14 protein-coding genes and 1 pseudogene are annotated in these 24,292 nt (G+C 69.7%); 9 read left to right on the forward strand and 6 right to left on the reverse strand.

Annotated elements, in window-relative coordinates:
• Nucleotides 1–625 precede the first annotated feature (625 nt).
• Nucleotides 626–808: a hypothetical protein gene (locus S1361_RS00005; RefSeq protein ID WP_208029820.1), complete on the reverse strand. Its 183-nt coding sequence runs from the start codon at nt 806–808 to the stop codon at nt 626–628.
• A 183-nt stretch (nt 809–991) separates the two neighbouring features.
• Here S1361_RS00005 and S1361_RS00010 point away from each other — a divergent pair, with 183 nt between their 5' ends.
• The 9 genes and pseudogenes from S1361_RS00010 to S1361_RS00050 form a co-directional block, all read left to right on the forward strand.
• The gene (locus tag S1361_RS00010) at nt 992–1,693 is read left to right on the forward strand and encodes a hypothetical protein (RefSeq protein ID WP_208029821.1); all 702 of its coding nucleotides are present in this window, start codon (nt 992–994) and stop codon (nt 1,691–1,693) included.
• Nucleotides 1,694–1,887: 194 nt separating this feature from the next.
• A complete protein-coding gene (locus S1361_RS00015) occupies nt 1,888–3,951 on the forward strand; it encodes a hypothetical protein (protein ID WP_208029822.1) in 2,064 nt (687 codons plus the stop codon).
• A gap of 307 nt (nt 3,952–4,258) precedes the next feature.
• Nucleotides 4,259–4,759 (forward strand): NUDIX domain-containing protein, encoded by a 501-nt coding sequence (locus tag S1361_RS00020; RefSeq protein ID WP_208036362.1) that lies wholly within the window; start codon nt 4,259–4,261, stop codon nt 4,757–4,759.
• A gap of 293 nt (nt 4,760–5,052) precedes the next feature.
• A complete protein-coding gene (locus S1361_RS00025) occupies nt 5,053–6,303 on the forward strand; it encodes a helix-turn-helix domain-containing protein (RefSeq protein ID WP_208029823.1) in 1,251 nt (416 codons plus the stop codon).
• Nucleotides 6,304–6,430: 127 nt separating this feature from the next.
• Nucleotides 6,431–7,621 (forward strand): restriction endonuclease-related protein, encoded by a 1,191-nt coding sequence (locus S1361_RS00030; RefSeq protein WP_050487144.1) that lies wholly within the window; start codon nt 6,431–6,433, stop codon nt 7,619–7,621.
• Nucleotides 7,612–10,899 carry a hypothetical protein gene (locus S1361_RS00035; protein WP_208029824.1) on the forward strand — a complete coding sequence of 1,096 codons (3,288 nt, stop codon included), beginning with the start codon at nt 7,612–7,614 and terminating at the stop codon, nt 10,897–10,899. The genes S1361_RS00030 and S1361_RS00035 overlap by 10 nt, the downstream gene beginning before the upstream one ends.
• Nucleotides 10,900–10,949: 50 nt before the next feature.
• Nucleotides 10,950–13,754, forward strand: a complete 2,805-nt coding sequence (locus S1361_RS00040) for an RNaseH domain-containing protein (RefSeq protein WP_243768964.1) — start codon at nt 10,950–10,952, stop codon at nt 13,752–13,754.
• A 373-nt stretch (nt 13,755–14,127) separates the two neighbouring features.
• Complete coding sequence (locus S1361_RS00045) at nt 14,128–15,204, forward strand: restriction endonuclease (protein ID WP_208029825.1); 1,077 nt, start codon at nt 14,128–14,130, stop codon at nt 15,202–15,204.
• Between the two features lie 168 nt (nt 15,205–15,372).
• Nucleotides 15,373–16,131 (forward strand): annotated as a pseudogene (locus S1361_RS00050) (DUF5753 domain-containing protein); the annotation flags it as partial.
• A gap of 125 nt (nt 16,132–16,256) precedes the next feature.
• On the opposite strand, the gene S1361_RS00055 reads toward S1361_RS00050, so the two are convergent.
• From S1361_RS00055 to S1361_RS00075, 5 genes are all read right to left on the reverse strand, one after another.
• Nucleotides 16,257–16,943 carry a restriction endonuclease gene (locus tag S1361_RS00055; RefSeq protein ID WP_208029826.1) on the reverse strand — a complete coding sequence of 229 codons (687 nt, stop codon included), beginning with the start codon at nt 16,941–16,943 and terminating at the stop codon, nt 16,257–16,259.
• A complete protein-coding gene (locus S1361_RS00060) occupies nt 16,940–17,206 on the reverse strand; it encodes a hypothetical protein (RefSeq protein ID WP_243768966.1) in 267 nt (88 codons plus the stop codon). Before S1361_RS00060 ends, S1361_RS00055 begins: the two co-directional genes overlap by 4 nt.
• Before the next feature lie 492 nt (nt 17,207–17,698).
• Nucleotides 17,699–19,948, reverse strand: a complete 2,250-nt coding sequence (locus S1361_RS00065; RefSeq protein ID WP_208029828.1) for a DEAD/DEAH box helicase — start codon at nt 19,946–19,948, stop codon at nt 17,699–17,701.
• Nucleotides 19,949–20,021: 73 nt separating this feature from the next.
• Complete coding sequence (locus S1361_RS00070) at nt 20,022–23,030, reverse strand: AAA family ATPase (protein WP_208029829.1); 3,009 nt, start codon at nt 23,028–23,030, stop codon at nt 20,022–20,024.
• On the reverse strand, nt 23,030–24,229 hold the full coding sequence (locus S1361_RS00075) for an exonuclease SbcCD subunit D (protein ID WP_208029830.1): 1,200 nt from the start codon (nt 24,227–24,229) through the stop codon (nt 23,030–23,032). The genes S1361_RS00070 and S1361_RS00075 overlap by 1 nt, the downstream gene beginning before the upstream one ends.
• Between the last annotated feature and the right edge of the window lie 63 nt (nt 24,230–24,292).

A 24,292-nucleotide genomic window follows, 5' to 3' on the forward strand; every position in this document is an offset into this window, starting at 1 on the left:
GGGGGCGGAGAGCCTGTCGGCTCTTAAGTTGGCCTGGCGGCCAACTACGGGCCTGGCGGCCCGTTAGGTGCTGTCGTCGTGCCTGACGGCACGACTGTGTTTCTGGTGCGGGGGTTGGCCCTGGCGGGCCAACTCGACTGGTTTCTCTGTGTGTTGGCGGGCCTGGCGGCCCGCTCAGTAAGGGAATGTCGTCCTGCCTGGCGGCAGGACCGGGAAAAGGTGATGGCCCCTCCCCTGACGGGGAGGGAGGGGAAGAGTTGTCGGCACCCGAGCGCCTGGCGGCGCCGGTGATGTCATAACTCGGTGGTTGCACAGATATTGAGTTTGCCTGCGCTCCCCTGACGCGGAGCTGGAATGGGTGGTGTCCGGCTGTCGCCGGACTGAGTGGATGTCAGTTTCCTTAGGTGCTTTGTGGGTTGTGGTTCCGGGTACGGCTGTTTCTCGATGGAGGGGAATAGCGCCTGGCGGCGCCATGTGGGTGTGGCATCGATGAGTGGCCCTTGTCGAGTCACCTGGGAGCTTCGTCTCTCCTCACTGCCAGTAGCTAAAGGCTGGCTCGGCCCGAGGAAGGTGGTTCCTGGCCTCCGAGTGGCGAGGAACCACCTTCCTGAGCGGGGGCATTACTTCAGAGGCGGCGACGCGGCAGGCGGCCGAGCAGCACGGCCAGGGTTCTGAGAGCCGCCTGCCGGCGGCGGGCGGTCGGAGCGCATACGGCGGTCAGGGCAAGTCCGGCGACGGTGAGCGGGTGGGTGGCCAACAACGTCGTGATGAAGGGGCTGTTGAGCAGGGCGAGCAAGTGGTGGAACAAGGTTGGGGCCTCCTTGGGGTGGGATCCGCCTGTGTAGCGGAGTCCTTAGTGGCCCTATTGGTGCTCGTCCGGCGGGTTTCCGGCGATGTCCTGGATGGCGGTCGGAAGGCGTCTACGCTGGCCAGGGCCCCTGCGGCGGGTTTTCCGGTGCGTGGGTGGGTGGATGGTGCGGGGAGGGGGGCGGTGGAACAGGGCGCGGCTGTACGGGTTTTCGCGGCCATGCTGAAGGCTCTGTACGAAAGGGCGGGTGCGCCCACCCTGTCGGCGCTGGTGCGTCAGGGCAGGCTGCAGCAGCCGCCCGTTGTGCTGAGTACGTCCTCGTTGAGTGATTGGCTGGCGGGCCGGTCTGTACCGTCTCAGCAGCTGGTGGTGCAGTTCCTGGTCGTCGGTCTCGCCCGGCAGGCTCGTCAGGCGGGCCGTGCGGGTGCTCCTGCAGGGTGGGCGAGGTTGTGGGAGGCGGCGGTTGAGGAACGGCGGCAGCGGCGTGGTGGCCGTCCCGGCCGTCGGGGGGCGGACGCTCCCGAGGAGCAGGTGCCTGTCCGTGGCCGGTTCGTGGCCGAGCTGCGGGATGAGGAGGCGTTCGGTGAGTGGGAGGTGCATCGGCCCGTCGATGTGACGGCGGCGGTGCCGGGGGTGCTGCCGCTGTATGTGCGGCGTGCCCACGATGAGGTTCTGCGCTCGGTGGTGGGACAGGCCGGTGGGGGCGCGAGCCGGATGGTGGTGCTGGTCGGTGAGTCGTCCTCGGGCAAGACGAGGGCGTGCTGGGAGGCGGTGGCCGAGCTGCCGGCCGGGTGGAGGCTGTGGCATCCGCTCGATCCGTCGCCCGCCCAGGCACTGGCGAACGCGCTGGCGGAGGGGATCGCTGGGCAACCGCGATCTGGCTGAATGAGCTGCAGTGGTACGTGGGCGAGCAGGCTGGGGCGTGCGCGGGGCAGGTAGCGGTTGGTCGGAGGGCGTTGCTGCAGGACAGCACGAGGGGGCCGGTGCTCGTCCTTGGGACGGTGTGGCCGGAGTTTTGGAATGTGCTGACCGCGCCGGCTGGCCCGGGCCGGAGTTCTGGGGATGCGCAGACCCGGGCGTTGCTCGAGGGCACGGGCGTGTATGTGCCGACTGCGTTCGAGGCGCAGGAGCTGCAGGATGCGCGGACGGTGGGTGGCCACGATGTGCGGCTGGCCGATGCTCTGGCCCACACCGTAGACGGGCGGATCGCCCAGTACCTGGCGGGGGCTCCGGCACTGCTTGAGCGTTACCGGATGGCGCCGCCCGCGGCCCGTGCGGTGATCCGGGCGGCCATGGACGCGAACAGGCTGGGCGGGGCGGCGCTGGTGGGTCGGGATTTTCTGCAGGCGGCCGCCGAGGGCTATCTCGGTGACGACGACTACGACGCGCTCGGTGAGCAGTGGCTTGAGGAGGCTCTCGCCTACACCCAGCAGCCGAGCAAGGGCGTACGCGGGCTGTTGAGCCGGGTACGGGCCCGTCAAGGCAGCGATGGCGGGGGCAGGTGGCGGCTGTCCGATTACATGGACCACATCGGTCGCGTCGAGCGGCGGTATGCCGCTCCCCCGGCCTCATTCTGGCGTGCGGCGCGCGAGTATCTGCCCGAGCCGCACCTCGTACGGGCTGTGGGACAGGCAGCCGAGGCACGCTGGCGTGACGCCGAGGCCGCCGGCCTGTATCAGCGGGCGCTGGACCTGGGGGGTGTGAAGGCGGGACAGGAACTGGTGTCGCTGTGGCAGGAGCGTCAGCGGGCCGAGGAAGCCCGTCGTGTGCAGGAGCAGACCGCGCTCGCCGGGGACGGCGAGTTCTTGGAGGAACTGCTGGAACAGATGCTGGAGCAGGAGCAGTATCAGCAGGCCGAACAGCTGGTGCGGGAGGCCGCCGGGCGTGGCCATCCCACGGCCCAGCTCCACCTGGCCCGCGCGCTGGTACTGGACGGAAAGGCCGAGGAGGCGGAGCGCTGGTATGCCGAGGTCGCCCAGTGCAGCGATCCGGACATCCTGCGCGCCTACGCCGACGACCTGCGTGAGCGCGGGGACCTGGATGGTGCCCGGGCAGCATTGCGGGCGGCGGGTGACCGCCGCGCGATGGGCGAACTGGCCGCCCTGGCGGAGGGAACGGTCGAGGTGGAGCAGGCGGCCCGGGAGGCCTTCGCCGCGGGCGAAGCCACCCCGTTGAAGACCCTCGCCGAACAGGCCGAGGCCGAAGGACGTGCCGCTGACGCGGCGCGGCTGTACGGGGATGCAGTCGAGGTTTTCGAACGCCGGCGCCGCCAGCGGGAGGAGGGCATGGATTTCATCAACTTCGAAGCAGGCCCTCGCTCCTTGCTCGATTACGTCAACCCAGCGGTGCTGCCCATGCCGCCCGGGGAGACCTGGGCGCTGCGCCAGCTGGTGGCTCTGCTGGACGCCACGCAGGGCGCGGCGGCGGGTGACGACGCGCTCGGGGAGGTTGCCCGGGCCGGGAATGCCTGGGCGCTGGAGCGGCGGCTGCGTGAGCGCAATCAGGAGCAGGAGGCACAGGCCCTGCTGGACCGGGAGGTGGGGCAGGGCACCCCATGGGCGCTGTGGGTGCAGGCCTACCGCGCGGTGCACGACGAGCAGGTGACGGATGACGTCCGCCGCACGCTGCTGGAGCGTGCGGCGCAGGCACGTGTGGGCCAGGCGGTGAAGATGCTGATGGAGCGGGCCGAACAGGCTGGTCGGGCCGGTGAAGCCGACCAGTGGGCGCTGCACGCCGCCGCCCGCGGCTACACCACGCCGCTGTGGGAGCTGGTGCGCAGCCGCGAGGAGGGCGGGCAGTGGGAGGAGGCCGAGCAGCTCGCCTGGAGGGCACCGGCCGGCCAGCGGTCCTGGGCCTTGCGTCGTCTGGCGCGGGAACGGACCGGGGAGCACGCCACGGCTTTGCTGCGACACGCCTGTGACGAGGCCCTGGCATGGGCGCCGGGGATGCTCGCTGAACGCCTCGAGGCAGCGGGCGAGTTCGCGCAGGCCGAGCAGTTCGCACGCACGGCCGCCGACGCCGGGGACCGGCAGGCGCTGGAAGAGCTCGCCGTGCGGCGCAAGGACGACGGCCTCGACCGGCAGTGGCTGGCGCTGCTGGCGAACGGGCTGACAGCCGAGGGGACCCCCGCCGCCCCGTGGTGACCGTTCTCGCGACATCGGAAACGGCGAGCCCATGGCGGCGAAGACGTCAGTGCCCGCCTCGCAGAGCCCGGCAGCCAGGGCTTAGCCGAAAGCCGGCCAGGACCGCGGCGGAACTGGGACGGCAGCCAGCACGCAAAGAGTGCGCCGCCTGCCGCCGGAAGGTGAACCCCGCATCCTGCGCGTCGGGATAGCCGTCGCGCGTGGCCTTCAGCTCGCAGATGGGGTGCTGTGCATGCTGTCCTGGTGTGCTGCAGTGGTGCATGGTCTGGGTCGGCCCCACCATCCGACCGATGAAGGGACACAAGCCGTGGCTCAGCGGACTACAGACGACCAGCCCCAAGCCCTGCCCCCCGCCCTCGCATCCATGACCCTGCTGGTCGCCGCCGTCATCGTCCACGACAAAGCCACGGGTCGCGTCGTGCTCCTTCAGCGCAGCCAGAACGCCAAGTTCGCCCAGGGCATGTGGGACCTTCCTGTCGGCAAGAGCGAACCTGGCGAACCCATCACCGAAACCGCCGTACGCGAGCTGTATGAAGAGACCGGTCTGACTGTGAAACCAGAGGCTCTGAAGGTGGCTCACGTCATTCACGGCGCCTGGGGCGTCGAAGCACCAGGCGGCTTCCTCACCGTCGTCTTCGCCGCCCACGAATGGACCGGCGAACCTGAAAACCGCGAACCGCGCAAACACACTCAGGTCCGCTGGGTCGAGACCGACTCCATCCCGGAGGAATTCGTAGACACCACCTCTAGCGCTCTTCGGCGATACCTTGCGGGCGGACCGCAGGTGTCCCTGGCCGGTTGGCAGTAAGGGATCGTCTTCCCCGGTTCCTCGGCGGTGGTGGGGGCGGCGATCTCATGTGGGTGCGGATCCTCTGACGTGGTGGTCGGGATCACGCGATGAGGCTGTACTTCTGCTGGTCGGGGCCGAGGCAGAGGTGTTGATGCTCACGGGCACGCTGGTGGTCCGCTGCAGCCAGGCAGTGGACTGGTGGCTCGCAGGGGGGCGCTGGGCCGACGCGGTCGGGGCTTGTACCACTCGGACGGGCGGTTGCTGCGCCTGCGCGCTCCCATTATAGACTTCAGGAAGTCTATAATGGTGTCATGCCTCGACGGATCGAACCGTTCGCTGCGGGTTCGCTCGTACTGTTGAGAAGGAAGGCTGGCCTGACGCAAGCTCAGCTGGGCGCGGCGATCGGGGTGTCGGCCCGGCAGATCGCTTCGTACGAACAGGGTGCTCACGCCCCTTCACCGCGTCGGCTGCGGCTGATGGCCCGGGCGCTGAGGACGTCTGCGCACGAGCTGGCGGGGGTTCCTGCAGGTGAGGAGTCGCTGGCCGACCTGCGGCGGTTTGCGGGACTGGACCGGGTGGATGTGGTTGCCCTGCTGGACGCGGCGCTGTCCGACGAACTGGGCAGGGTGACGGAGTGGAAGCTGCAGGCGATGGAGAACGGCCGTGCGGTGACGGCCTGGTTGTCGCGGGAGGCGCTGCAGGAGATCATCCCGGCTCTGGCGAAGATCTACCGTGTGCCGGTGCGGACGGTACGCCGCAGTTGGTTCAGGTCGTTTCCGGAGCAGGGGTACCTGCTGCGGGCACCGCGGACGGCGGGCCGTGAGCAGGGACAGCGGCGTGCTGGCTCCCGCACGTGGGAAGAGCTCACGCGACGTCAGCGCGCCTATCTGGTCGCGTGCTTCCGGGAGGATCAGCAGGCTGAGAAGCGAGCCGCGGGGAGCCGGGCAGCTGGGCATGCCCCGGGACGGGCGGCGCAGTGGCGTCGGATCCCCTTCACGGTGAGGGCCGATCCGGCGTTCACCGGCTACACCCGCATCCAGGAGCGGCTGCGGGCGGAGGGCTGGCACGATGCCGGCGCCGGCGCGACGCTGCACGCGCTGGCGCGGCGAGATCTGCTGCGGGTGAGCGAGGACGAGGTGGAGGTGTTTCCGCTCGGGTTCGTGCCACGCGTCGTGGTCGAGATGACCCGTGCGGGGCGAGCCTGCGTGCGGGCAGGCCTGAAGGAACGCCCCGCCGGCCACGCCCCGGGGGATCTGCTGTCGCAGTGGCTGTGGACTGTTCTGGTCAAAGTGGCCGAGGCAGGCGAGGCGGGGCTGGCGGAGGACGCCCTGTGGGGGCGGGCCAAGTTCTATCTCGGTACCGGCTACCGTCCCGGCGGCGCACTGAGCCGCGGATTCATCGACTGCCTGCCCGACGAAGGCGACGGGCACCAGGAGCGGGTGTATCGGTGGGTGGTCACCGCAGCCGGCTGGGATCACATCCGTCACCATGCGGCCGGTTACCGGGAGTTGTACCCGGGGATTGCCGCCGATACGGCCGTGGAGCGTGTTTCGGAAAACTGAATTCGCACCATTGTGCGAATTTATGTGCGGGGGCGGCCGATTGTCAGTGCCGCCCTTTATGGTGCGTGCCGTGGATTTAGCGAACTCTCCGGCGGAGGCCGGACTTTCCGATGCGGCCGTGCGTCACATGGTGATGGCGGCGGCCGCGATGGCCGCCAAGGCGCTCACCGACACCGAACAGCCTGCCGAGGGACGGCTGGGCACGCTGCTGGACGCCTACGGGCGCGTCCAGGCGGCCCGGGGCCCGGCAGCACCCTTGCCCTTCAGCCGGTTCCGCAGACTGCTGCAGGGAGACCTGGCCCGGCTGCTGCCTGCTTCTGTGCCGGCGGAGGAGATGGACGGAGTCCGCCTGATCGACCCGGACGGCGACTTCGACGAGGACTTCTTCGACCTGGAGATCGAGCAGCGGGTGGTCCTGCGCGCGCTGGCGAAGACCACGCACGGCGGGCGGCCGGCCAGCACCCGGAACCTGGAGGCCGAGATGGACCAGGACCGGGTCTTCACCGCGCTGCGCAAGCGCATGGACCAGGACGCCTACGTGCACGGGCGCTCCAGCCTGATCCGCATGCCGGCGGGCTCCGATGCGCAGCTGCGGCGGCTGAATCTGCCCAGCAGCGTCGCGGAGTTCTATCGGCCCGTCTCCTTCGATGCAACGTGGGACCGGTGGTGGTTCGCCTGCCCGGTCTGCCACTGGCCGATGAAGGTCACTGTGCACGGCACCCGGGCCGGGACCAGGACGGGCAGTGTGCGCTGCTTCCATCGCCCGCATGCGGCCTGGGGAGCCGCGTACTCCTTCAGGCTCCCGGATGCGGGGCGGGCTCCCCTGCTGCATCCGCTGTCCCGGCCGGCTGCGCCGTCGGGTGCGCAGGCGGTGCTGTTCCCGGACCTGACCGGGCAGGTACCCGAGCCGGTGCCCGTGGAGGGGCACAAGGCGCTGGCTCGGGGGGTGTGGCGCTGGACGACCGTGCCCGGCCTCGTCGAGGTCGCCCTCTTCGACGCACTCAGCGAACGGGGCCTGTCGGTGGCGTTGTGGCCGGAGCTGGATGCCTACGACCTGCAGGTCGCCGCCGGGCAGGGTGCGGGGCGGACGGAGTTCCGCATCGACGTCAAGGACTACACCTCCGCCCTGTTGCTGGCGAAGAAGATCCAGGCGGACGGCGGGGACCGGGGCGGCGCCGAGTGGCTGGTGGTGCCCGACTACCGCGAATCCAGCCTGGACCTGGTGGGGACCGTGGCGGGCGAGTTCGGGCTGAAGACCGCGACGGCGAGCGGCATCGGTGAACTGATCTGCAAGAAGGCGGGGGCGGCATGGCAGTGACCAAGGCCAGGCGCCTGTCCAAGACGGCCGGGGCGGTCGGGGCCGCGCTGGCCCTGGCAGCCCACTACTTCCCGCGCCAAGAGGAGGCAGGCGGCACGGCCATCGCTTCGTTCCGGGACGCGGCGTTCCTGCTCAGCGGCCAGCTCGACAAGTGGGCGCGGTGGCGGGACTTGCCGCACGACGAGAAGCAGCGCATCGGCGCGGTGGTGGCGCTCGCTCCGCAGGAACTGGCCTCTGTCACCGTGTTCGCCGCCCGCGCGCGGGAGTTGCTGGACTTCGCGCACGGCGAGCCGGCCGCGTTGCCCTTCAGGTCCGCGGATCCCGCCGTGGGGCGGGCCGAGGCGGCTGTTCCGCTGGTGGGCGGGGGTTTGCTGGAGTATGTCGACCGGATTCTTCAGCGGCTGCGCCGCGATCACCCCCGCAGCCGCCCGGACGAGCCGGCCGGGCCGGGTATCTGGCTGCCGCGCACGCAGTACGCGGCCGGCTCCGGGCTCATCCAGGGGCGCACCGTCATCCCTGTCTTCGCCGACGGCGGCGAAGAGGAGGCGGCGGCCCGGGCGGAGCTGCCCGAGGTGCGCACGGTGCCCTACCAGGAGGAGATTGCCCTGCCGGCCGGGGAGCTGCTCGAGCTGGCCCGTCTGATCGACGGGCGCTACCCGGCCGCGGACCGGTACGTGCACGCGGTCCTGGAGAACCTTTTTGCGCAGTTGCAGACCACGGATGCGGTGCCTGCGCAGGAGCTGATCCGGCTGGGGGCGGGGCCGATGGGCATCCTCAACGCGCCCACCGGGACCGGCAAGAGTGTCCTGGTGCGCGTGGCCGCCTCCTGGTATGCAGTCAACGGGCTGACCGTCACCCTCGTGCTGCCGACGGTCGAGGCCACGCTGTCCGCGGCCTGGGACATCAGCCAGGATCTTGAGCAGCTGGGCCGTACGGAGACCTGCACGCCGCTGATGTCGCCCTCGCGGTTGCACGAGCGGGCGATGAAGGCCGCCGCCCGCATCGAGGGCAGTCTGCTGGAGCAGTCGGACAAGACCCTGTGGAAGCTGGACCAGCTGTCCTACGGCTGCGCGCTCAGCCATCACACCCAGTCCAGCCATCCGTACCCGCCCGGCCAGGAGCCGTGCCGCGGGCTGTTGCCGCTGCCGCCGGCGACCGACCGGGCCGCGTGCCCGTGGACGGCCACCTGCGGCAAGTACGCCCAGCACCGGCAGGCGTGCACCGCCTCGGTTGTGGTGACCAATCACCACAACTTCATGACCGGTCGCTTTCCGCTGGGCATCCGGCTGGACGGGCGAGCGGTCGCGGATGTGTCGGTGGCGGAGTTCGTGCTACGCCGTTCGCACACCGTCATGATCGATGAGGTCGACCAGTTCCAGTCGACCGCCCTGGACTTGTGCTCCAGCGAGCTCGTCCTGGATTCGCGGCGCCAGCCGACCGTGCCCTTGCGGGAGTTGGACGAGGACAAGGCGAAACTGCCGCCCGATGCGGTCAAGGCCTTGTGCCCGACCATCAGCCACGCCCGCTATCTGTCGGAATTCCTGCTGGCCAGCGTCTGCGAAGACCTGCTGCACCTGCGCCACTACGAAGGCCACGGACCCTCCCGTGAGCGGCCAGGCGTCAACAGCACCGGCTGGCACCTGGCCGGCAGCCGGGACCGGCGTCTGATCACGTTGCTCTTTCCCGACGAGGGCATCCCCAGCGAGCAGGAGATCCCCGACCACCTCTTCGACCAGCTCAAAGCCCTGCGCCCGGCTCCGCCCACATCCGACGACACCGACGAGCCGGCCGGGGATGCCGGTCTGCCGCCGCATCTGAAAGCGGTGCGGCGGCTGCTGGGCGACCTGCTGGCGCCGCGCGGGGAGGACCTGCTGGCCTCCATCCAGCTGGAACTGAACGAAGTACTGCTTGACGTCGTCAAGGATCCGCACGACCGCGGCGAGGCCGTCGAGCTGCTGATCGTGCGGATGTGGCTGGCCGAGCTCGACGACACCCTTGGCCTGCTGCGCAACAAGACCGGTCAGCTGCGCTCGCTGGGGATGCGCTCGGCCCGCATACTCGCCCAGCGTCTGGAGACCGGGGTGGCCGCCCACATCCTGCCCTACGGCATGCTCGGCAAGGCAATCACCGGCTACCGGGTCACCGGCCTGGACAATCCCCACAAGAACGCTGAGCTGACCGCGCAGAGCATCAGCGGCGACCCCCACACCTACACCGCCCAGCTGGGCAGCATCGTCTCCCTCGCCCTGGCCGGTGTGGAACGGCCGGTGCTGGGCCTGTCGGCCACCGCCTACTTCCCTCAAGCCGTGCGCGAGCACGTCCACGCGGACGTGAAGTGGTGGATGACCGATGCCGCGCCCGACAGCATCCGCGCCAAGCGCCGCATGATCACCGACTCGGTCACCCAGCGGGCCATCCAGATCTCTGGCATCCCCCAGCAGCACAAACGCGAAGCACTGATCAAACTCGGTGACCGTCTCTACGACACGGTGATTCACGACGAGCTCGCCCGCATCGCGCGCACCGACCCCGACCGCGCGCACGCGGCAGTGGTCGTCAACTCCTACGAGCACTGCCGCCACCTCGCGCTCGGCATCCACTCCGCGGGCCAGTACACCAGCGGCCTGTGTGTCGCCGTGCCAGCCGACCGGCACTGGCGGGCCAAGCTGCCGCCTCTGCCACCCGGCATCACCGAGCTGACCCCGGACGAATTTGAGGACTTCCCCCGCCGGGGAAAGATCCTCGTCGTGCCGATGGCGCGGATCGCCCGCGGCCTGAACATCGTCATCGGCACCAAGTCGGCCATCACGCCGGTCTACCTGTGCACCCGGCCGCTGGCCCTGCTGACCGATCCAGCGGAGATGTACGCCAGCGTCAACGCCGCCGGAATCAGCTCCCTGCCCTCCGCACCCACCGCCTTGCCCGTCAGGAACCTCAGGGAAGCCAGGGCCGCCGCCTGGGCCCGCATGGGCATGATCATGCGGTCCGCGCCCGGGTTCATCAGCACCGCTCACGCCCTGCAGGAAGAGATCGTCGCCGGCATGGTCGTCGACATGATCCAGCTCGCCGGGCGCGCCCGCCGCGGCGGCACCGACATGACGCTTCACCTCGTCGACTACGCCTTCCACGAGGACTCCTGGCAGTCCGACCTCGCCGGCATCCTGCGCCGCATGCACCACCGCTGGTCCCCCGATGTGCGCCGGCAGATGAACGCCATCTACCGCGAGGCCCTCGCCGCGTTCCTCGCCTACGCCGGTATCGACCCGGATGACACCTGACCCCTCCCGCCCGTCCGCAACCATCCCAGATTTGGAGGCCTTCCTCGCTCATGCCTGCACCCATCACCCGTGCCTGCCTGGACGTGCTCGCCTACCGCTGCACCCCCACGCTGCTGGACGGGGCCACCGTCCACCTGCGCCAGTTCCCCACCAGCGTCACCTCCCTGTGGACCCTGCTGGACCGCCAGTACAAGGACATCGTCAAACGGGAGGAGGCCCAGGCCCCGCACTCCGTGCTCACCGGCGCCCTGCGCTGCTTAACCGGCGGTTACGTCTTCTTCGACCCCAAACAGGGGCTGCTGGCAACCCGCCGCCCGCTCGACGACGACACCCTGCGCGACGCGTTCACCCTCCTGCACGGCCTCATCCTGGGCCACCACCCCGACGACATCGACCTCAACCGGCCCACCCCACTGGCCGAACGCGTCGCCGAGACCACGCAGCAGGAGCGGCTGCTGGCCGACTACCTCATCACCCCGGACGGCTCGCACACGCCGCTCTCCCCCACCCCTGGTCGGCAACCGGACGCGGCCAACTGGGTCTACAACACTGCGGCCTGGGACCTGGCCCACCGCCTCGCCCAGCACACCTGGAGGGTGGACGATCAGGACATCATTCTGAGGCCGGACAGCAGCGGCGGCCTGATCGCCTGGCAGCAGCCCTGGTCCAACAAGGCCGGCACCGCACACGCGCTGGCCCGGGTGCGGCTGGCCCTGAAAACCCTGCCCAATGTCGCCGACCCGATCCTCGTGGTCTCCTCCCAGGCCACCCGCATCAGCCGCACCATGGCCTACGCACGCACCGTGCTGGCCGAACAGGCCGAGACCGACCTGCCGATCGTCGAGGTCGAAATGGCCGGACGCGGCCGCGTCCGCCGCATCCACCGCATGTCCCTGCAGACCCTGGCCCGCCTCGGCATGGACCACTCCGTCCTGCACAACATCCAGCAGCGTGTCGAGGCCGAACACAGCGCCGATACCCGGGAAGAGGACCAGCCCGAGACCGAGGCCGAGACGGCGGGGCTCGGCCCCATCCGCCCTATCCAGGGCAAGACCTTCTCCTTTCCCGTGGGCCGCGGCGTCGGCATGCACCACCTGCGCGAGCTCGACCGCCACATCGGGCAGGTCCTCGCCCCCACCGGCCTGAACATCGTCCAGGACTCCCGCGCCCGCGGCTTCAAGCAGCTGCCCCAGGCCGAACTGTCCGTGCAGCCGGGCGACATCATCCGCTCTTTGGACGCCATGCATTACCAGCACCTGCGCCTGGTGTGCCTGTGGTACCGGGACGAGATGCGTCAGCGCATGATCCACGGCCTCGCCAGCATCTTCGACCTCGACCCGCAGACACTCGATCCCGCCGAGGGCATCCCCGTGCCCCTGGACGGCGGCCGCATCAGCGCGGTCTTCCACTGTGTCCCCGAGTTCCTCGTCCATGGCCCCGCGGCTGGGCAGGAGGCCGCCGTCGCGCACATTCCCTCGCTCAAGAAGGAGCCATCCACCCTCGTCGGTGTCTGGGCGGAGACCGAATTCGACGCCGCAGCGGAGGAAGCAGACGCCATGTCTCCGGCCGATGGTGCGGGCACGGCGGCCGGTCCCGGCCCGGACGAGGACGCCAAGCACCAGGCCCGGCGCACCCTGGCGCGGCTCGGATTCGTCTCCCAGTTCACCGCTGAGCGCAAGGAAGCCAAGCGCAAGAAGCTCAACGGGAAACAGACCGACCATCAGGTGGTCCTGTCACTGCTGGACCTGTGCCGGAGCCTGGGCATCATCGACCGCCGCATCGACCAGGTCATGGTCGATGCCATCGGCCCCCACGCGGCCGATCAGGTCGCGCACTGCGGCATCCACGTGCGCCGCCAGAGCCGCCAGGGCAAGGACCGCACCGCCAAGATCTGCGTGACCGCCAGCGTCCTGAAGCCTCCCGCCCACCCTGGCGGGGCCTGGACCCTGCACGGCTGGAGCTACACCCACCGCCGCTGGGAGCCCTACCACCAGGCGCAGGCCGCCTTCCACGCGGACGCCTACCCCACCGGCAAGATGACCGACTTCGATGACGACAACCGCGGCCTCAAGACAGTGGCCCGGCACATCGACCAGGCTCTGGCCGACCTCTACGACTATCTCGACGGCGCCCCCTACACCGTCACCGTCGACGGCGTGGCCACCCGCCGCCTGTGGCTGGGCCTGCACAATCGCCGCCAGGGCCAGCAACCCACACGCAACAGCACCTGGCTGCCCGCCAGCACCCTCCAAGCCCGCGAACGCCCGCTGGCCGTGGTACGCATCAACAAGGACATGGACGAGGTGCCGCGCCCCGTCCGGGTCAGCCACCGCAGTGTTGACGGCACCGTGGCCCGCACCAACAAGGTCACCAACCTGCTCTACCAGGTCACACCCGACTTCGGCTCCCCCACCTGGCTGCTGGCCACCGTCCCGCCCCAGTTCGACGGCGCCGGAGCCGGCCGCCTCGGCGAAGCCATCACCCGCTGGACCGCCAGCCACGGCTCCAGCGACCCCGACAACCGGCGCAAGAACGAAGTCCGCCCCAACTGGTACAGCATGACCGCCACCGAGATCTACCCCATCATCACCGCCAGCCCTGCGGGCACCGGCGAGAACCTGGATACGGCCCCGATCGAGCCCCAGTCCCTGGCGCTGACCGCGGCCCGTCTGTGCCACCAGCCCCTGGCTTGGGCCAACCGCACCCGCTACCCCGTCCCCTTGCACGCCGCCCAGCAGATGGACCTCGATCACCCCCAATACCGCCGCAGCGCATTGGCCGACGATCAGAACGCCGAGGCCATCGGCGACACCAGCCCGGCCGAGGACGGCACTCCAGCCGGCGACCAATCCTGACGCCGCCGTGCAGGCATGGTGGCCAGGCCAGCGGCTTGACGCCGCTGGCCCGGGCACCGCCGTGGGGCTCGTCACCTGCCGCGGCCAGCCCCACCGGCCTTGACAGGCAGGCAAGGCCGCACCCGCAGGGTCGCTGACGACGGCTTCTCGACCCCGCTCGCCAATGGACTGCACGTACGTGGCAGTCTGCTGGACGTTGGCTCATCAAGGCACCGGCAGCCAATTGCCCTATGAGCCCCGAGTTCCCGTCATGAGCAGGTTCGCCGCCCGGCCTCCGCACGACTGCGCCGAAGACTCCACCACCTGGAAGCACCACCTCCGCCCCTAGCAGAGCCGGTCCTACCCTGTTCGCCCACCCACACCGGAGAATCTCATGGGAGCCTTCCCCGCCAGCCGACGCCTCGTTGCCGAACGCCTGACCGAGATGGTCGGTTACCGGGCAGGACTGGCCATCATGGAATCCGACATCCTGGCCAGCCTCCAACGCCACGGCTACCCGCACTTGTATCCGCCGCGCGAGGCCGGGACAGTGCGGATGCGCAGTGAAGCCTACGAGATCATGAGCCGCTGTGTGGCGGACTCCTTCGTCCAGCCCGGTGCGGTACGCGCCATGAGATCCCTCGCCGACCGAGTACGCGACCGGCTGCAGGACGGAGAGCTGGCGTGGCAGGTGCTCGGTTTCATCGACACCGTGCTCACTTTGGGTACCGAGCAAGAGCGGGCGTCGCTCGAAGCCCTGGAGGAACGGGGTCGGCAGCTGCTGCGCTTCATGCAGATGGACACTCAGCCACCTGCTGTGCGCGACCGGTTACGGGAGACAGCCCGTCGCTGGCACGGAGATGCTCTTGCTGCAGCCATCGACGTCGTCTTCGAGGTGGAGGACTTCCGGGATGCTTCCGACCCGTGGAAGAGGTGGGTGCGTACCGTCGAATGGAGCGATGTCGTGAAGCTGGCCGACCTGTTCACTTCGGACTCCGTGACAGCCTCCTACGGCCGGTTCTTCGACCAGCGGTTCGTTCCTTTCCTGGTCGGCAACTACGAAGAACTCGCCGCCATCCACTGGAGGAAGTTCGAGGCCCTGGTGGCCGAGCACTTCCACCGGGCAGGCTTCCGCGTCGAGCTCGGCCCGGGACGCAACGACAACGGCGTCGACATCAGGCTATGGGAATCCGGCCGTGCCACCGATGGCGAAGCTCCACCCCTGGTGATCGTGCAGTGCAAGCGTGAGCGCCGCAAGATCAGCAAGGTGGTGGTCAAGGCTCTCGCCGCCGATGTCGCCTGGGAGAAAGCCCGTACCGGACTCTTGGTGGCCACCGTCGACTGGTCACCCGGCGCTCGTGAGGTGGTCCGCACGCGCAACTACCCCGTCGAAGAGGTCAATCGTGAAGCGGTACAGGCGTGGCTGACCGCCATGCACACGAACAACGCCGGCCTGTGGCTGGCCAGCTGATATACGCAGCCCTTGGCGACACGCCTCACCTCAGCGTGACAGGCGTAGTCGGTACCATCGCCAAGAGATCTGCTCTCCCCTTGCGGCAAGCTGATCAACGCCCTCGATGGGCTCTCCGGACGGAAGCCGAAGCAATCTGCGCCGACCGCCTACAACGCCCCAAACGCCGAACTCGCCGCACGGTGCGGCTGGACCCACCCCAAGACATCCCGCCTGGAAAACGCCCACACAGCACCCACCCCCGACGACATCCGCCGCTGGTGCCACGCATGCGGCGCCGACGACCAGGCCGACGGCATCATCGCCGAGTCCCGCGACGCCAAGACCGCCTACACCCAATGGCGGCGCCAAGTCCGCAGCGGATTGGGCCAGCTCCAGGACAGCTATCTCGAGCTGTACCGGAGCACGGCGCTGTTCCGCATCTACTCCTCGACCCTCGTGCCCGGCTTGCTGCAGACCGAGGGCTACGCCGGGGGCATCCTGCACACCAGCGCCAGCCTCCACGACGTCCCCGGGGACGACAGCGTGCAAGCGGCCCGGGCCCGCGTCGAGCGCAGCCGGATCATCCACGAACCCGGACACCGGCTCGTGGCGGTGATCGAGGAAGCAGCCCTGCGCCACCAGGTTTGCGATCCCGACGCAATGGCGGCCCAGCTCGGCTACCTCTTGACCGCCGGCGCCCTGCCCCAAGTCTCTGTCGGCATCGTTCCCTTGGCCTTGGCCTCGCGTCGGCAGTGGCCCCGCGAGACCTTCCACGTCTACGACGACCGACTTGTCAGCGTCGAACTCGTATCCGCCCGCGTACGGATCACGCAGCCAGACGAGATCGCCCTCTACTTGAAAGCGTTCGAACAGCTACGTGGCGCGGCCGTCTACGGAGCCGAAGCTCGGACCCTCATCGCACAGGCCATCGACGCTCTTCATTGACCGCATACCGAGCAGAACCCTTGTTCGGGGCGGAGATCGGGACAACGCCGTGGTTGCCTTCGTCTCACGGGCGCGAGTGCGGCGGAGGGCTGACCGCATGGTACCGGCATGGTCAGGAGCAGGGCTCAGGAGAGCTGCGACGGCCTGCGAGGCGGCGGCAGGGCAGGCAGCAGTTCCCACAGCGGTCTCGAGTCCGCGGCCCACGACGCCAGTACGTGGCGGTCGACGAGGTGCAGCCGCTGCTGCCGGGCGAAGACGCGGCCGGGCTGGGTGATCCTTCCGTTGGTCACCATCACCACGACATCGCCCTTGTGGACCGGGCGGCCTGTCCCGTTGAGCACCTGCAGTTCTGGGGTGCCCACCGGCGTGCCCTGGGCGCCGTTGCGGCGGTGTTTGCACTGGATCACCCAGCGCCGCCCGAGCGGGTCGGTGGCCTTCACATCCGCGCCGAGGTCGCCTCGTCCGCCGACCTGGATGGCATCGCTGCAGCCGTCCCGGTGCATCAGGTCACGGACTGCGTGCTCGAACTGGCGATGGGACAGTGCATCCAGCTGCGCCAGTTGATAGCGCAGGGCCTGCGCCCGGGTCCGTTCCTGCTCCGCGTGCTGAGTCCGCTGCTGCCACCACCAGGTGCCGCCCAGGACCGCCGGGACGGCCGCGATAAGCAGCAGCCACCAGTGTGCGAGGAGCCAGTTGACCACCAACACGGTGATCACGATTGCTGCCACGGCGGCCAGGATGGCGGCTTGCGTATCCTGCTGGCCGCGTCGGCGGCTGGTGGTCCGCCGCTTGGCCGGTGGTCGCCGGGTCATCGCTCAGCTCCCAGGGTGGAGAAGTCGATCGGGTACGAGACCGTCGGCTGAGGTGCCGGCTTCCTCGGCTCGGGCGTGCCGAACTTGATCGGGTACGACACGGTCGGGCGTGGCGCGACGTCCTTTGAGGTGCTGCCGGCGTGGTGGTCGAAGCGGATCGGGTAGGTCACCGACGGCCGGTGCGGCGCGCTGTCCGTTCCGTTTGCCGCCGAGGCGTGGCCGATGCCGAACACGGCCAGGCCGAAGAGAGCGAAGATGGTCATCTCCCGGCGCGCGCCCGGCGCCCATCGGGAGTGTCCGCGTACTGGCGTCCCGTCGGAGCGCACGTACGGCCGGACAAACGGCATGTGGTCCTCCCCCAGTGATCGTTTCTTCCCCGCAATCACTGACATGCTGACGGCTCACACTGACAACGGATCACGACCGATCGCTCAACTCGCCCTGAGCAGCGAATAGTTCAAGACATGACGGGACATGCGACCATGGTTGAGTGCTTGGTTCCAGGGCGCCTGGGATGGGGGTCGCGCCTGCTGGCGATCCTCCCCGCGTGAGGATGCCGAAAGTGCGCCCCACCTGCGCAGTCAGGTCATGCCTGGCTCGCGCGCACTCGCTCAGAGCACCGTTGCGGCACGGTCACTGATCCAGGCGTCTGGAGACGGATCCGGCCAATTCCATGAAGCAGCATCCAAAAGCGGCGCCTGCGGCGAACCGATCATGCCGCGAGGGCAGGCAGAAGACGGCTCAGGCGCTCTGGCTCACAGGCCGAGCTCGTGCAGTGCTGCTCGCCGCTGCGGGCTCAGGCCGGAGCGGCGGCGGCGCAGGTTGCTCAGCCACTGCCCCAGCCGTACCTGTTCGCCGTCGATCTGCTCGATGTGCCGCTGGGGGACGTTGAGATGGCCCTCTCGTTCGCGGAAGGCACGTGCGGCGGCCAGTGCATGCTGAAAGGCGCGCTCTCGTGCCGACAGCGGAGGTTTCTTGGCGTGGGAGGCGGGTGTGTCCGGCAGGTTGAGTCCCAGGTTTCTCAGGAGGCGGCGCTGCTCGGGGTGGAGGTCGTCGGCACGCCGGTGCTGGGCCGCGAGCCACTCCCCCGCCGGTGAGGCAGTTGCGTTCTGTTCTGTCTGCCGGCGGGCCGTGTGGTAGGCACGCTGCCAGGTGAGCGGCCAGGGCGGATTCCACCACGGGTCCAGGGCGGTGAGGGCGGCGGCGCGCTGGGCGGTGAGGTCGTGGGCGCGGGTGCGCTGGGTGGCCAGCCAGCGGCCGAGGGGGAAGTCGTCGTGGAGGCAGTCGACCGGAACGGCGAGGTGGCCGTTGTGGGAGGCGTAGGCGGTGGCGTGAGCCAGTCCCCGCTCGAAGGCCTGCTGGCGGGGGTCCCAGATGATGCCGAGGCGTTCGAGGGCCTGGGCGCGAGCCGGATCGAGGACGCCGGTGGTGTGCAGGTGGCGCTGCCAGGTGAGCCAGCGGCCCAGGGGGTAGCCGGTGGTGTCCTCGTAGGTCTGGGGGACGTCGAGGTGGTGGTGGGTGCGGTGGTAGCAGCGGGCGGCTGTCAGGCCGCGGCGCCATTCAGCGCTCTTGGGAGCCAGGACCCGAAGCGAGAGGGCGAGGGCGACTTCTTCGGCCTGGGTGGGACGGTCGAAGTGCAGCCAGGCATCGGGGTCCTCGCCGGGCATGGTGGGACGGTGGGTGCGGGGGTCGGCGAGGCGCGCCTCGAGGCGGTCGTCGTGGGCCCGCAGGGCCTGAATGGTGCGCCACAGGGGGGTGTAGGCGTCAGCGCCGAGGAGATCGTCGGGGTCTTCACCGGGGGTTAGGTAGACGGGGACGACGAGGGTGGCCTTCTTGCCGGCGCCGGGCTTTTGGCGCAGGGCGCGGCCGACGGCCTGGACGGTGTCGACGGGGCTGTTCTTGGGGTCGGCGAAGACGACGGCGTCGATGGCGGGCACGTCGATGCCCTCTCCCAGGACACGGGCGTTGGACAGGACGGCCGGGGTGTGGGGGTCGGTATGGGAGGCGAACTCGAGCAGGAGGCGGCGGCGGACCTGGGGGGTGTGGTGGCCGCTGATCCAGTCCGCCCACAATCCCTCGGGGCGCAAGGAGGCGGGGAGGGTGGCTGCTGTCTCGTGCAGGGTGGTGGCGAAGGCGCGGGCGTCGGCGACGCGGTGGTGGAAGGTGAGGATGCGGCGCAGCCGGTGGTCGTGAATGGCGCGCAGGGCTGCGACCTGGCGGCCGGCCAAGCGCAGGCCGTCGACGCCGGCTCCGGGGCCGGTGGCAAGCCAGTCACGCAGGTCTTCGTCAGTGACGACGGGGACGAGGATCTGGTAGTCGGCCAGCAGGCCGAGGTCGATGGCGTCGGAGAGGGTCAGCCGGTAGGCGACCGGGCCGAACAGGCTCTCGTCGTCCATGGAGGCCACCGCCTCGACGTCGCCGTCCTGGGCGTCGTCGGGATCCCAAAGGCGGGGGGTGGCGGTCAGGTAGAGGCGGCGGGCGGCGGGGAGCTGGTCGTCGTGGTGGACGGCTGCCCAGGCCTTGCCGAGACGGCCGGCGGTTCGGTGGGCTTCGTCGACGACTACGAGGTCCCAGGGGGGCAGATGGTGGTCGTGGTGGGCGGCGAGGACTGCGGACAGGGAGGCGTAGGTCGCGTACGCGGTGACCGGGCCGGTGCGCGGAGGGGTGGCCTGGGTGGTGAGCTCGCCGGGGTCGGTGGTGAGGGGGGTGTCGGCGCCGAGCGGTTCGTGGTCGAGGGCCTGGCGCGCGGAGCACACGGCGACGGTGGTGCCTTTGCGCCCGGCTGCGCGCCAGGAGCGGATCGTCTGGGACAGCAGGTCCAGTGTGGGCAGGAGTACCAGGACTCGGCCGCGAGGGGTGATACGGGCGGTAGTGCGAGCGGCGATCAGGGTTTTGCCCGTGCCGCAGGCGGCGATCACGCTCGCGCGGGTGTGGTTGCGGAGCGTGGCGGCAGCGGCGGCAACGGCTTCCTTTTGGTGGGGCCGTAGCTCAATGTCGGGAGCCATGGAGGTGCAGCGCTCCGTGAGGTCGGCTGGGTGCTCAGGAGGGCGGGGCGAAAGCTCCGCTCTCCTGGCCAGGTTATTCGGCTGCTTCGGTCAGGTGGGCGAGGGTGGAGCCGGTGGGGCCTTTTCGGACGTGGAGGCGCTGGGTGATGCGGCGGCGTAGTTCGGGGATGTGGCTGATGACGCCGACGGTGCGGTCGTGGGCGCGTAGGGAGTCCAGGACGTCGAGGACGTTGTGGAGGGTGTCGTCGTCGAGGGTGCCGAAGCCTTCGTCGATGAAGAGGGTGTCCAGGGGGTTGCCGCCGGCTTCGTGGGTGACGACGTCGGCCAGGCCGAGGGCGAGGGAGAGGGAGGCGAAGAAGGATTCGCCGCCGGAGAGGGTGTCGGTCTTGCGGGGGTGGCCGGTCCAGGCGTCGGTGATTTCCAGGCCGAGGCCGGAGCGGGCGCCGTGGGCGGCTTGGTGGTCGGAGTGGCGCAGGGTGTAGCGGCCTTCGGACATCAGGTGCAGGCGGGTGTTGGCCGCGGTGACGACCTGTTCGAGGCGGGCGGCCAGGACGTAGGCCTCCAGTTGCATGCGGACCCGGGTGCCGGATGCGGTGCCGGTGGCGAGGTCGGCGAGGTGGCGGGCGGTGCTGTGGGCCTGCTCGAGTGCCTTGAGGCGCTCGACGACTTCGGCCAAAGCGGTGGTGAGGTCGGTGAGGTCAGTGGTGCGGGTCTGTGCGGTGCTGGAGGCAGTGACCGCTTGGGCGTGCTGCTCGTCTGCTGCGGCGCGCCGGGCTGCCGCCGTTTCGACGTCGGCAGCCGGTTGGGCGGCTGCTTCCTGCAGGACGGGATCGTCGAGGACGGCTTGGTGGGAGGCACGGGCCGCGCGCCACTTGTTGATCTCTTCCTCGAGGTCGGTCAGGGCCTGCTCGCTGAGCTGGGCCTGTTCGGCTTCGGTGAGCGTGCCGAACCCCTGTGATGTCGCAGCGTCGGTGGCTTCGCTGGTGCGCGTGTGCAGGGTCTGGGTGGCGTTGGCTGCGGTGCGGGACGCCTCGGCTGCCTGCTCGAGGTGATCGGCGGAGCGGGTGAGGTCGTCGATGCGGGCCGCGAGGGTAGGCGCGGTGCCGCGGGCGGCGTCGAGTTTCGCGGTGAGTTCTGCGTGCCGCTGGGACAGGTTGTCGTAGTTGGCGTTGCGGTCGGACAGGCCTGCGGTTGCGGTGCTGTCCTGCTCGGTCATAGCCGTGTGTTCGCGGTCGAGCGCGAGGAGTTCCTCCTCGGCACTCCTGCGGTCGGCGGCTCGCTTGAGGGAGTCGGCCAGCTGCTTGGTGAGTGTCTCGTGGTCGGCTTTGAGGCTGTCCAGCGGGGTGTCGCCGGCTTCGCCCGTGGCAGCGGCGGCGTCCTCGCGCAGCTTGTGCAGCTCGGCCGCGATCTTGTCGCACTGCTGCTTCAGGCGCTGGTGGGTCTTCTCGGCGGCTTGTTCGTCCTCGCGCGTGGGATGCCCGTCAGGTGCCTGCGCGGGATTGGGGTGGGAGCAGGAGCCGCATACCGGGCACGGTGCACCGTCGGTGAGGCCAGTGGCGAGTTCGGCGGCCATTCCTTCGGTGCGTCGGCGGCGGATGCCGATGTGGGCCTGGGCGGCTTTCTCGGTCTCCTCCTCAGCGGCGGTCAGGCGCTGCTCGGTGGTGGTGATCTGTACGCGGTGGGCGTCGCGGCGTTCGGCGGCCGCCACGCGGCCGCTCAGGCTCTCCAGCTGGGTCTGCTGGCGCCGGCTTTCTTCCTCGGCCTCGCGGGCCGCTTCCCGGCGGATCTCGAGGGCGGCTCGCTGGGCGGTCTCCTCTTCGAGCCAGTCGCGTGCGGTGCGCTGCTGGAGGGCGAAGTCCTGCCGCTCGGCGTCGATCCGCTTCAGTTCGGCGGTGAGCTGGTGAAGTCCGGTTTCCTCAGGAAGGAGGGTGTTCAGCACGGCGATGTCGGCGCGGATGCGCTGTCCGGCTGTGGCGAGGTCGGCGGCCTGCAGTGCGGCATGCTCGGGGAGGAGCTGGGTGCGGGCGTCGCTTTCACGGCTCTGGGCGCGGGTGTGATCGGCGCGGGCGGTGCTGAGAGCGTGCAGCAGTGGTGCCAGCTGCTGGGCCCGGCGAGCTTGTTCCCGGCGCCGGCCGAGGGCTTCTTGGTGCGGGGTCTGCTTGTCCAGCCGGTCCAGTTGTTCACGGGCGGTGGCGTAGGTGGTCTGCTGCCTGTGCAGGTCGCGGGCGGCGGCTTCCAGCTTCTGCTGGGCGAGCTGGTTCTTCTTTGCGCTCTCGGCGTTGGCCTGGGCGGTGAGGGCGTCGGCCTGGCTGGCCTGGATGAGGTCGTTGGCCCAGGTCAGGGCAGGGTCGGTCAAATCGTGTGCGGCGTCGGGGGTGGGAGCGTCGTACTGGGATTTCAGGTCAGGGCCGGCGGCCTGGTGGATGCGGGCGGCCAGGTGCAGCACCTCGTCGCGGGCGGCGTCGCGGTTCTTCTGGGTGGTGCGGCTGTGGTCGCTCAGCCAGCGTTCGATAAAGGCGTACCGGTCGGTGTGGAAGAGCTTGCCGAGGAGTTCGCGGCGCTTGCCTGCGTCGGCGTAGAGGAACTTGGTGAACTCGTTCTGTGGCAGGAGAACGACTTGGCAGAACTGGGTCCGGCTCATGCCGAGCAGGTCCTTGATCTCCTTGCCTGTCTCCTGGTGGGACTTGCTGGAGGCCTCCCAGTGGCCCTTCCCCGAAGAGTCGGTGGTCCACCGGCTGAGCCGGGTCTCGGCCTTCTGCAGGGTTTCGCCCGTGCTGTTCTTCTTGGGGCGCATCTGCTGGGGGATGCGGTCGATGAGCAGCCGGTGGCCGGAGATGGTGACGTCGAGGGTGACCTGGGTGAGCAGGTCGGCTGGGGCGTGGTGGCTGCGCAGCATCAGGTCGCGGTCGACCGGGGGTTCGCCGTACAGGGCGAAGCAGATGGCGGTGAACAGGGTGCTTTTCCCGGCGCCGGTGTCGCCGTGCAGGAGGAACAGGCCGTCGGCGGACAGGGCGTCGAAGTCGACGGTGTGGGTGCCGGCGAAGGGCCCGAAGGCCTGCAGGGTGAGGTGGTGCAGGCGCATCAGACGGTTTCCTTCTGCAGTTCGTTCACGCGGGCGGCGTCGACGGCCTGCTGGAGCAGGGCATGTTCGTCGGGCGTGGGTGCACTGCCGCGCAGATCGGCGATGAAGTCGCAGGCGATGTCGAGTTCGCTGCGGCCTTGGAGGCGTTGAGTGTAGGTGGGGGTGTCGGTGGCCTGGGCGGGGATGAAGGCGCGCCGGGGGGGCTTAAGGCTAAGGGTGTGGGGGAAGCGGCGGCGCAGCCGGGCCATGGCTTCGAAGGGCAGGGCCGGGTCGGTGAGGGTGACCTCGAGCCAGGCGTCCTTGAGGGGTTCGTGGGCGGGGTCGTTCAGGAGGTCTTCGAGGTGGCCTTGGATGCGTTCCAGGCGGTGGGGGGTCGGGCAGGGCAGGCGGGTGACGGCGGGGGCCGTGCCGGGGGTGAGGTCGACCAGGGTGAAGGACTTGGTGTGGCCGGCCTCGGAGAAGGAGTAGGGCAGGGGGGAGCCGCTGTAGTGGGCACGGTCGGTGATCTTCTGGGGGCCGTGGAGGTGGCCGAGGGCGATGTAGTCGATGCCGTCGAAGACGTCCGCGCCGACGTGGGCGACACCGCCGACGCTGATGTCGCGTTCGCTGGTCGACTCCTCCACCCGGGATTCCTCGCTCTGGCCGGTGCCGGGGGTGACGAAGGCGTGCGCGAGGACCACCGAGCGGGTCCCTGCCGGCTGGCGGTCGGTGAGATCGGCGTGGATCTTGTCCAGGGCTGCGGTCAGCACCGCACGGTGGGAGGCGGCGTCTGCCTCGAGCTGGGTGCGGACCATCGACGGTTCGAGGTAGGGGATGCCGTACACGGCGACCGGGCCGTCGGCGTCGTTGAGGACGACGGGGACGTCGCAGGTGTCCGGGTCGGTGCGCAGGTGGATCCCGGCGCGGGCGAAGAGGCCGGATCCGACGCCGAGGCGGTGGGCGGAGTCGTGGTTTCCGCTGATCATGATGATCGGCACGCCGAGGTCGGCGAGCTGGTGCAGGGCGCGGCTGAACAGGCGCACGGCATCCAGGCTGGGGATGGCACGGTCGTAGATATCACCGGCTACGAGGACGGCGTCGACATTCTCGGCGCGGGCAGTGTCGACCAAGTGATCGAGGAAGGCGCGCTGGGCGGGGATCAGGTCTTCTCCGTGGAACCGGCGGCCCAGGTGCCAGTCCGAAGTGTGCAGAAACCGCATGAGCACAGACCGTAACCACTGGTGGAGCAGCTGCGGGCGGTTTTCCTGATAAACAGTGCCTCG

Origin of the sequence: Streptomyces cyanogenus, assembly GCF_017526105.1 — a bacterium.
GTDB classification, from domain to species: domain Bacteria; phylum Actinomycetota; class Actinomycetes; order Streptomycetales; family Streptomycetaceae; genus Streptomyces; species Streptomyces cyanogenus.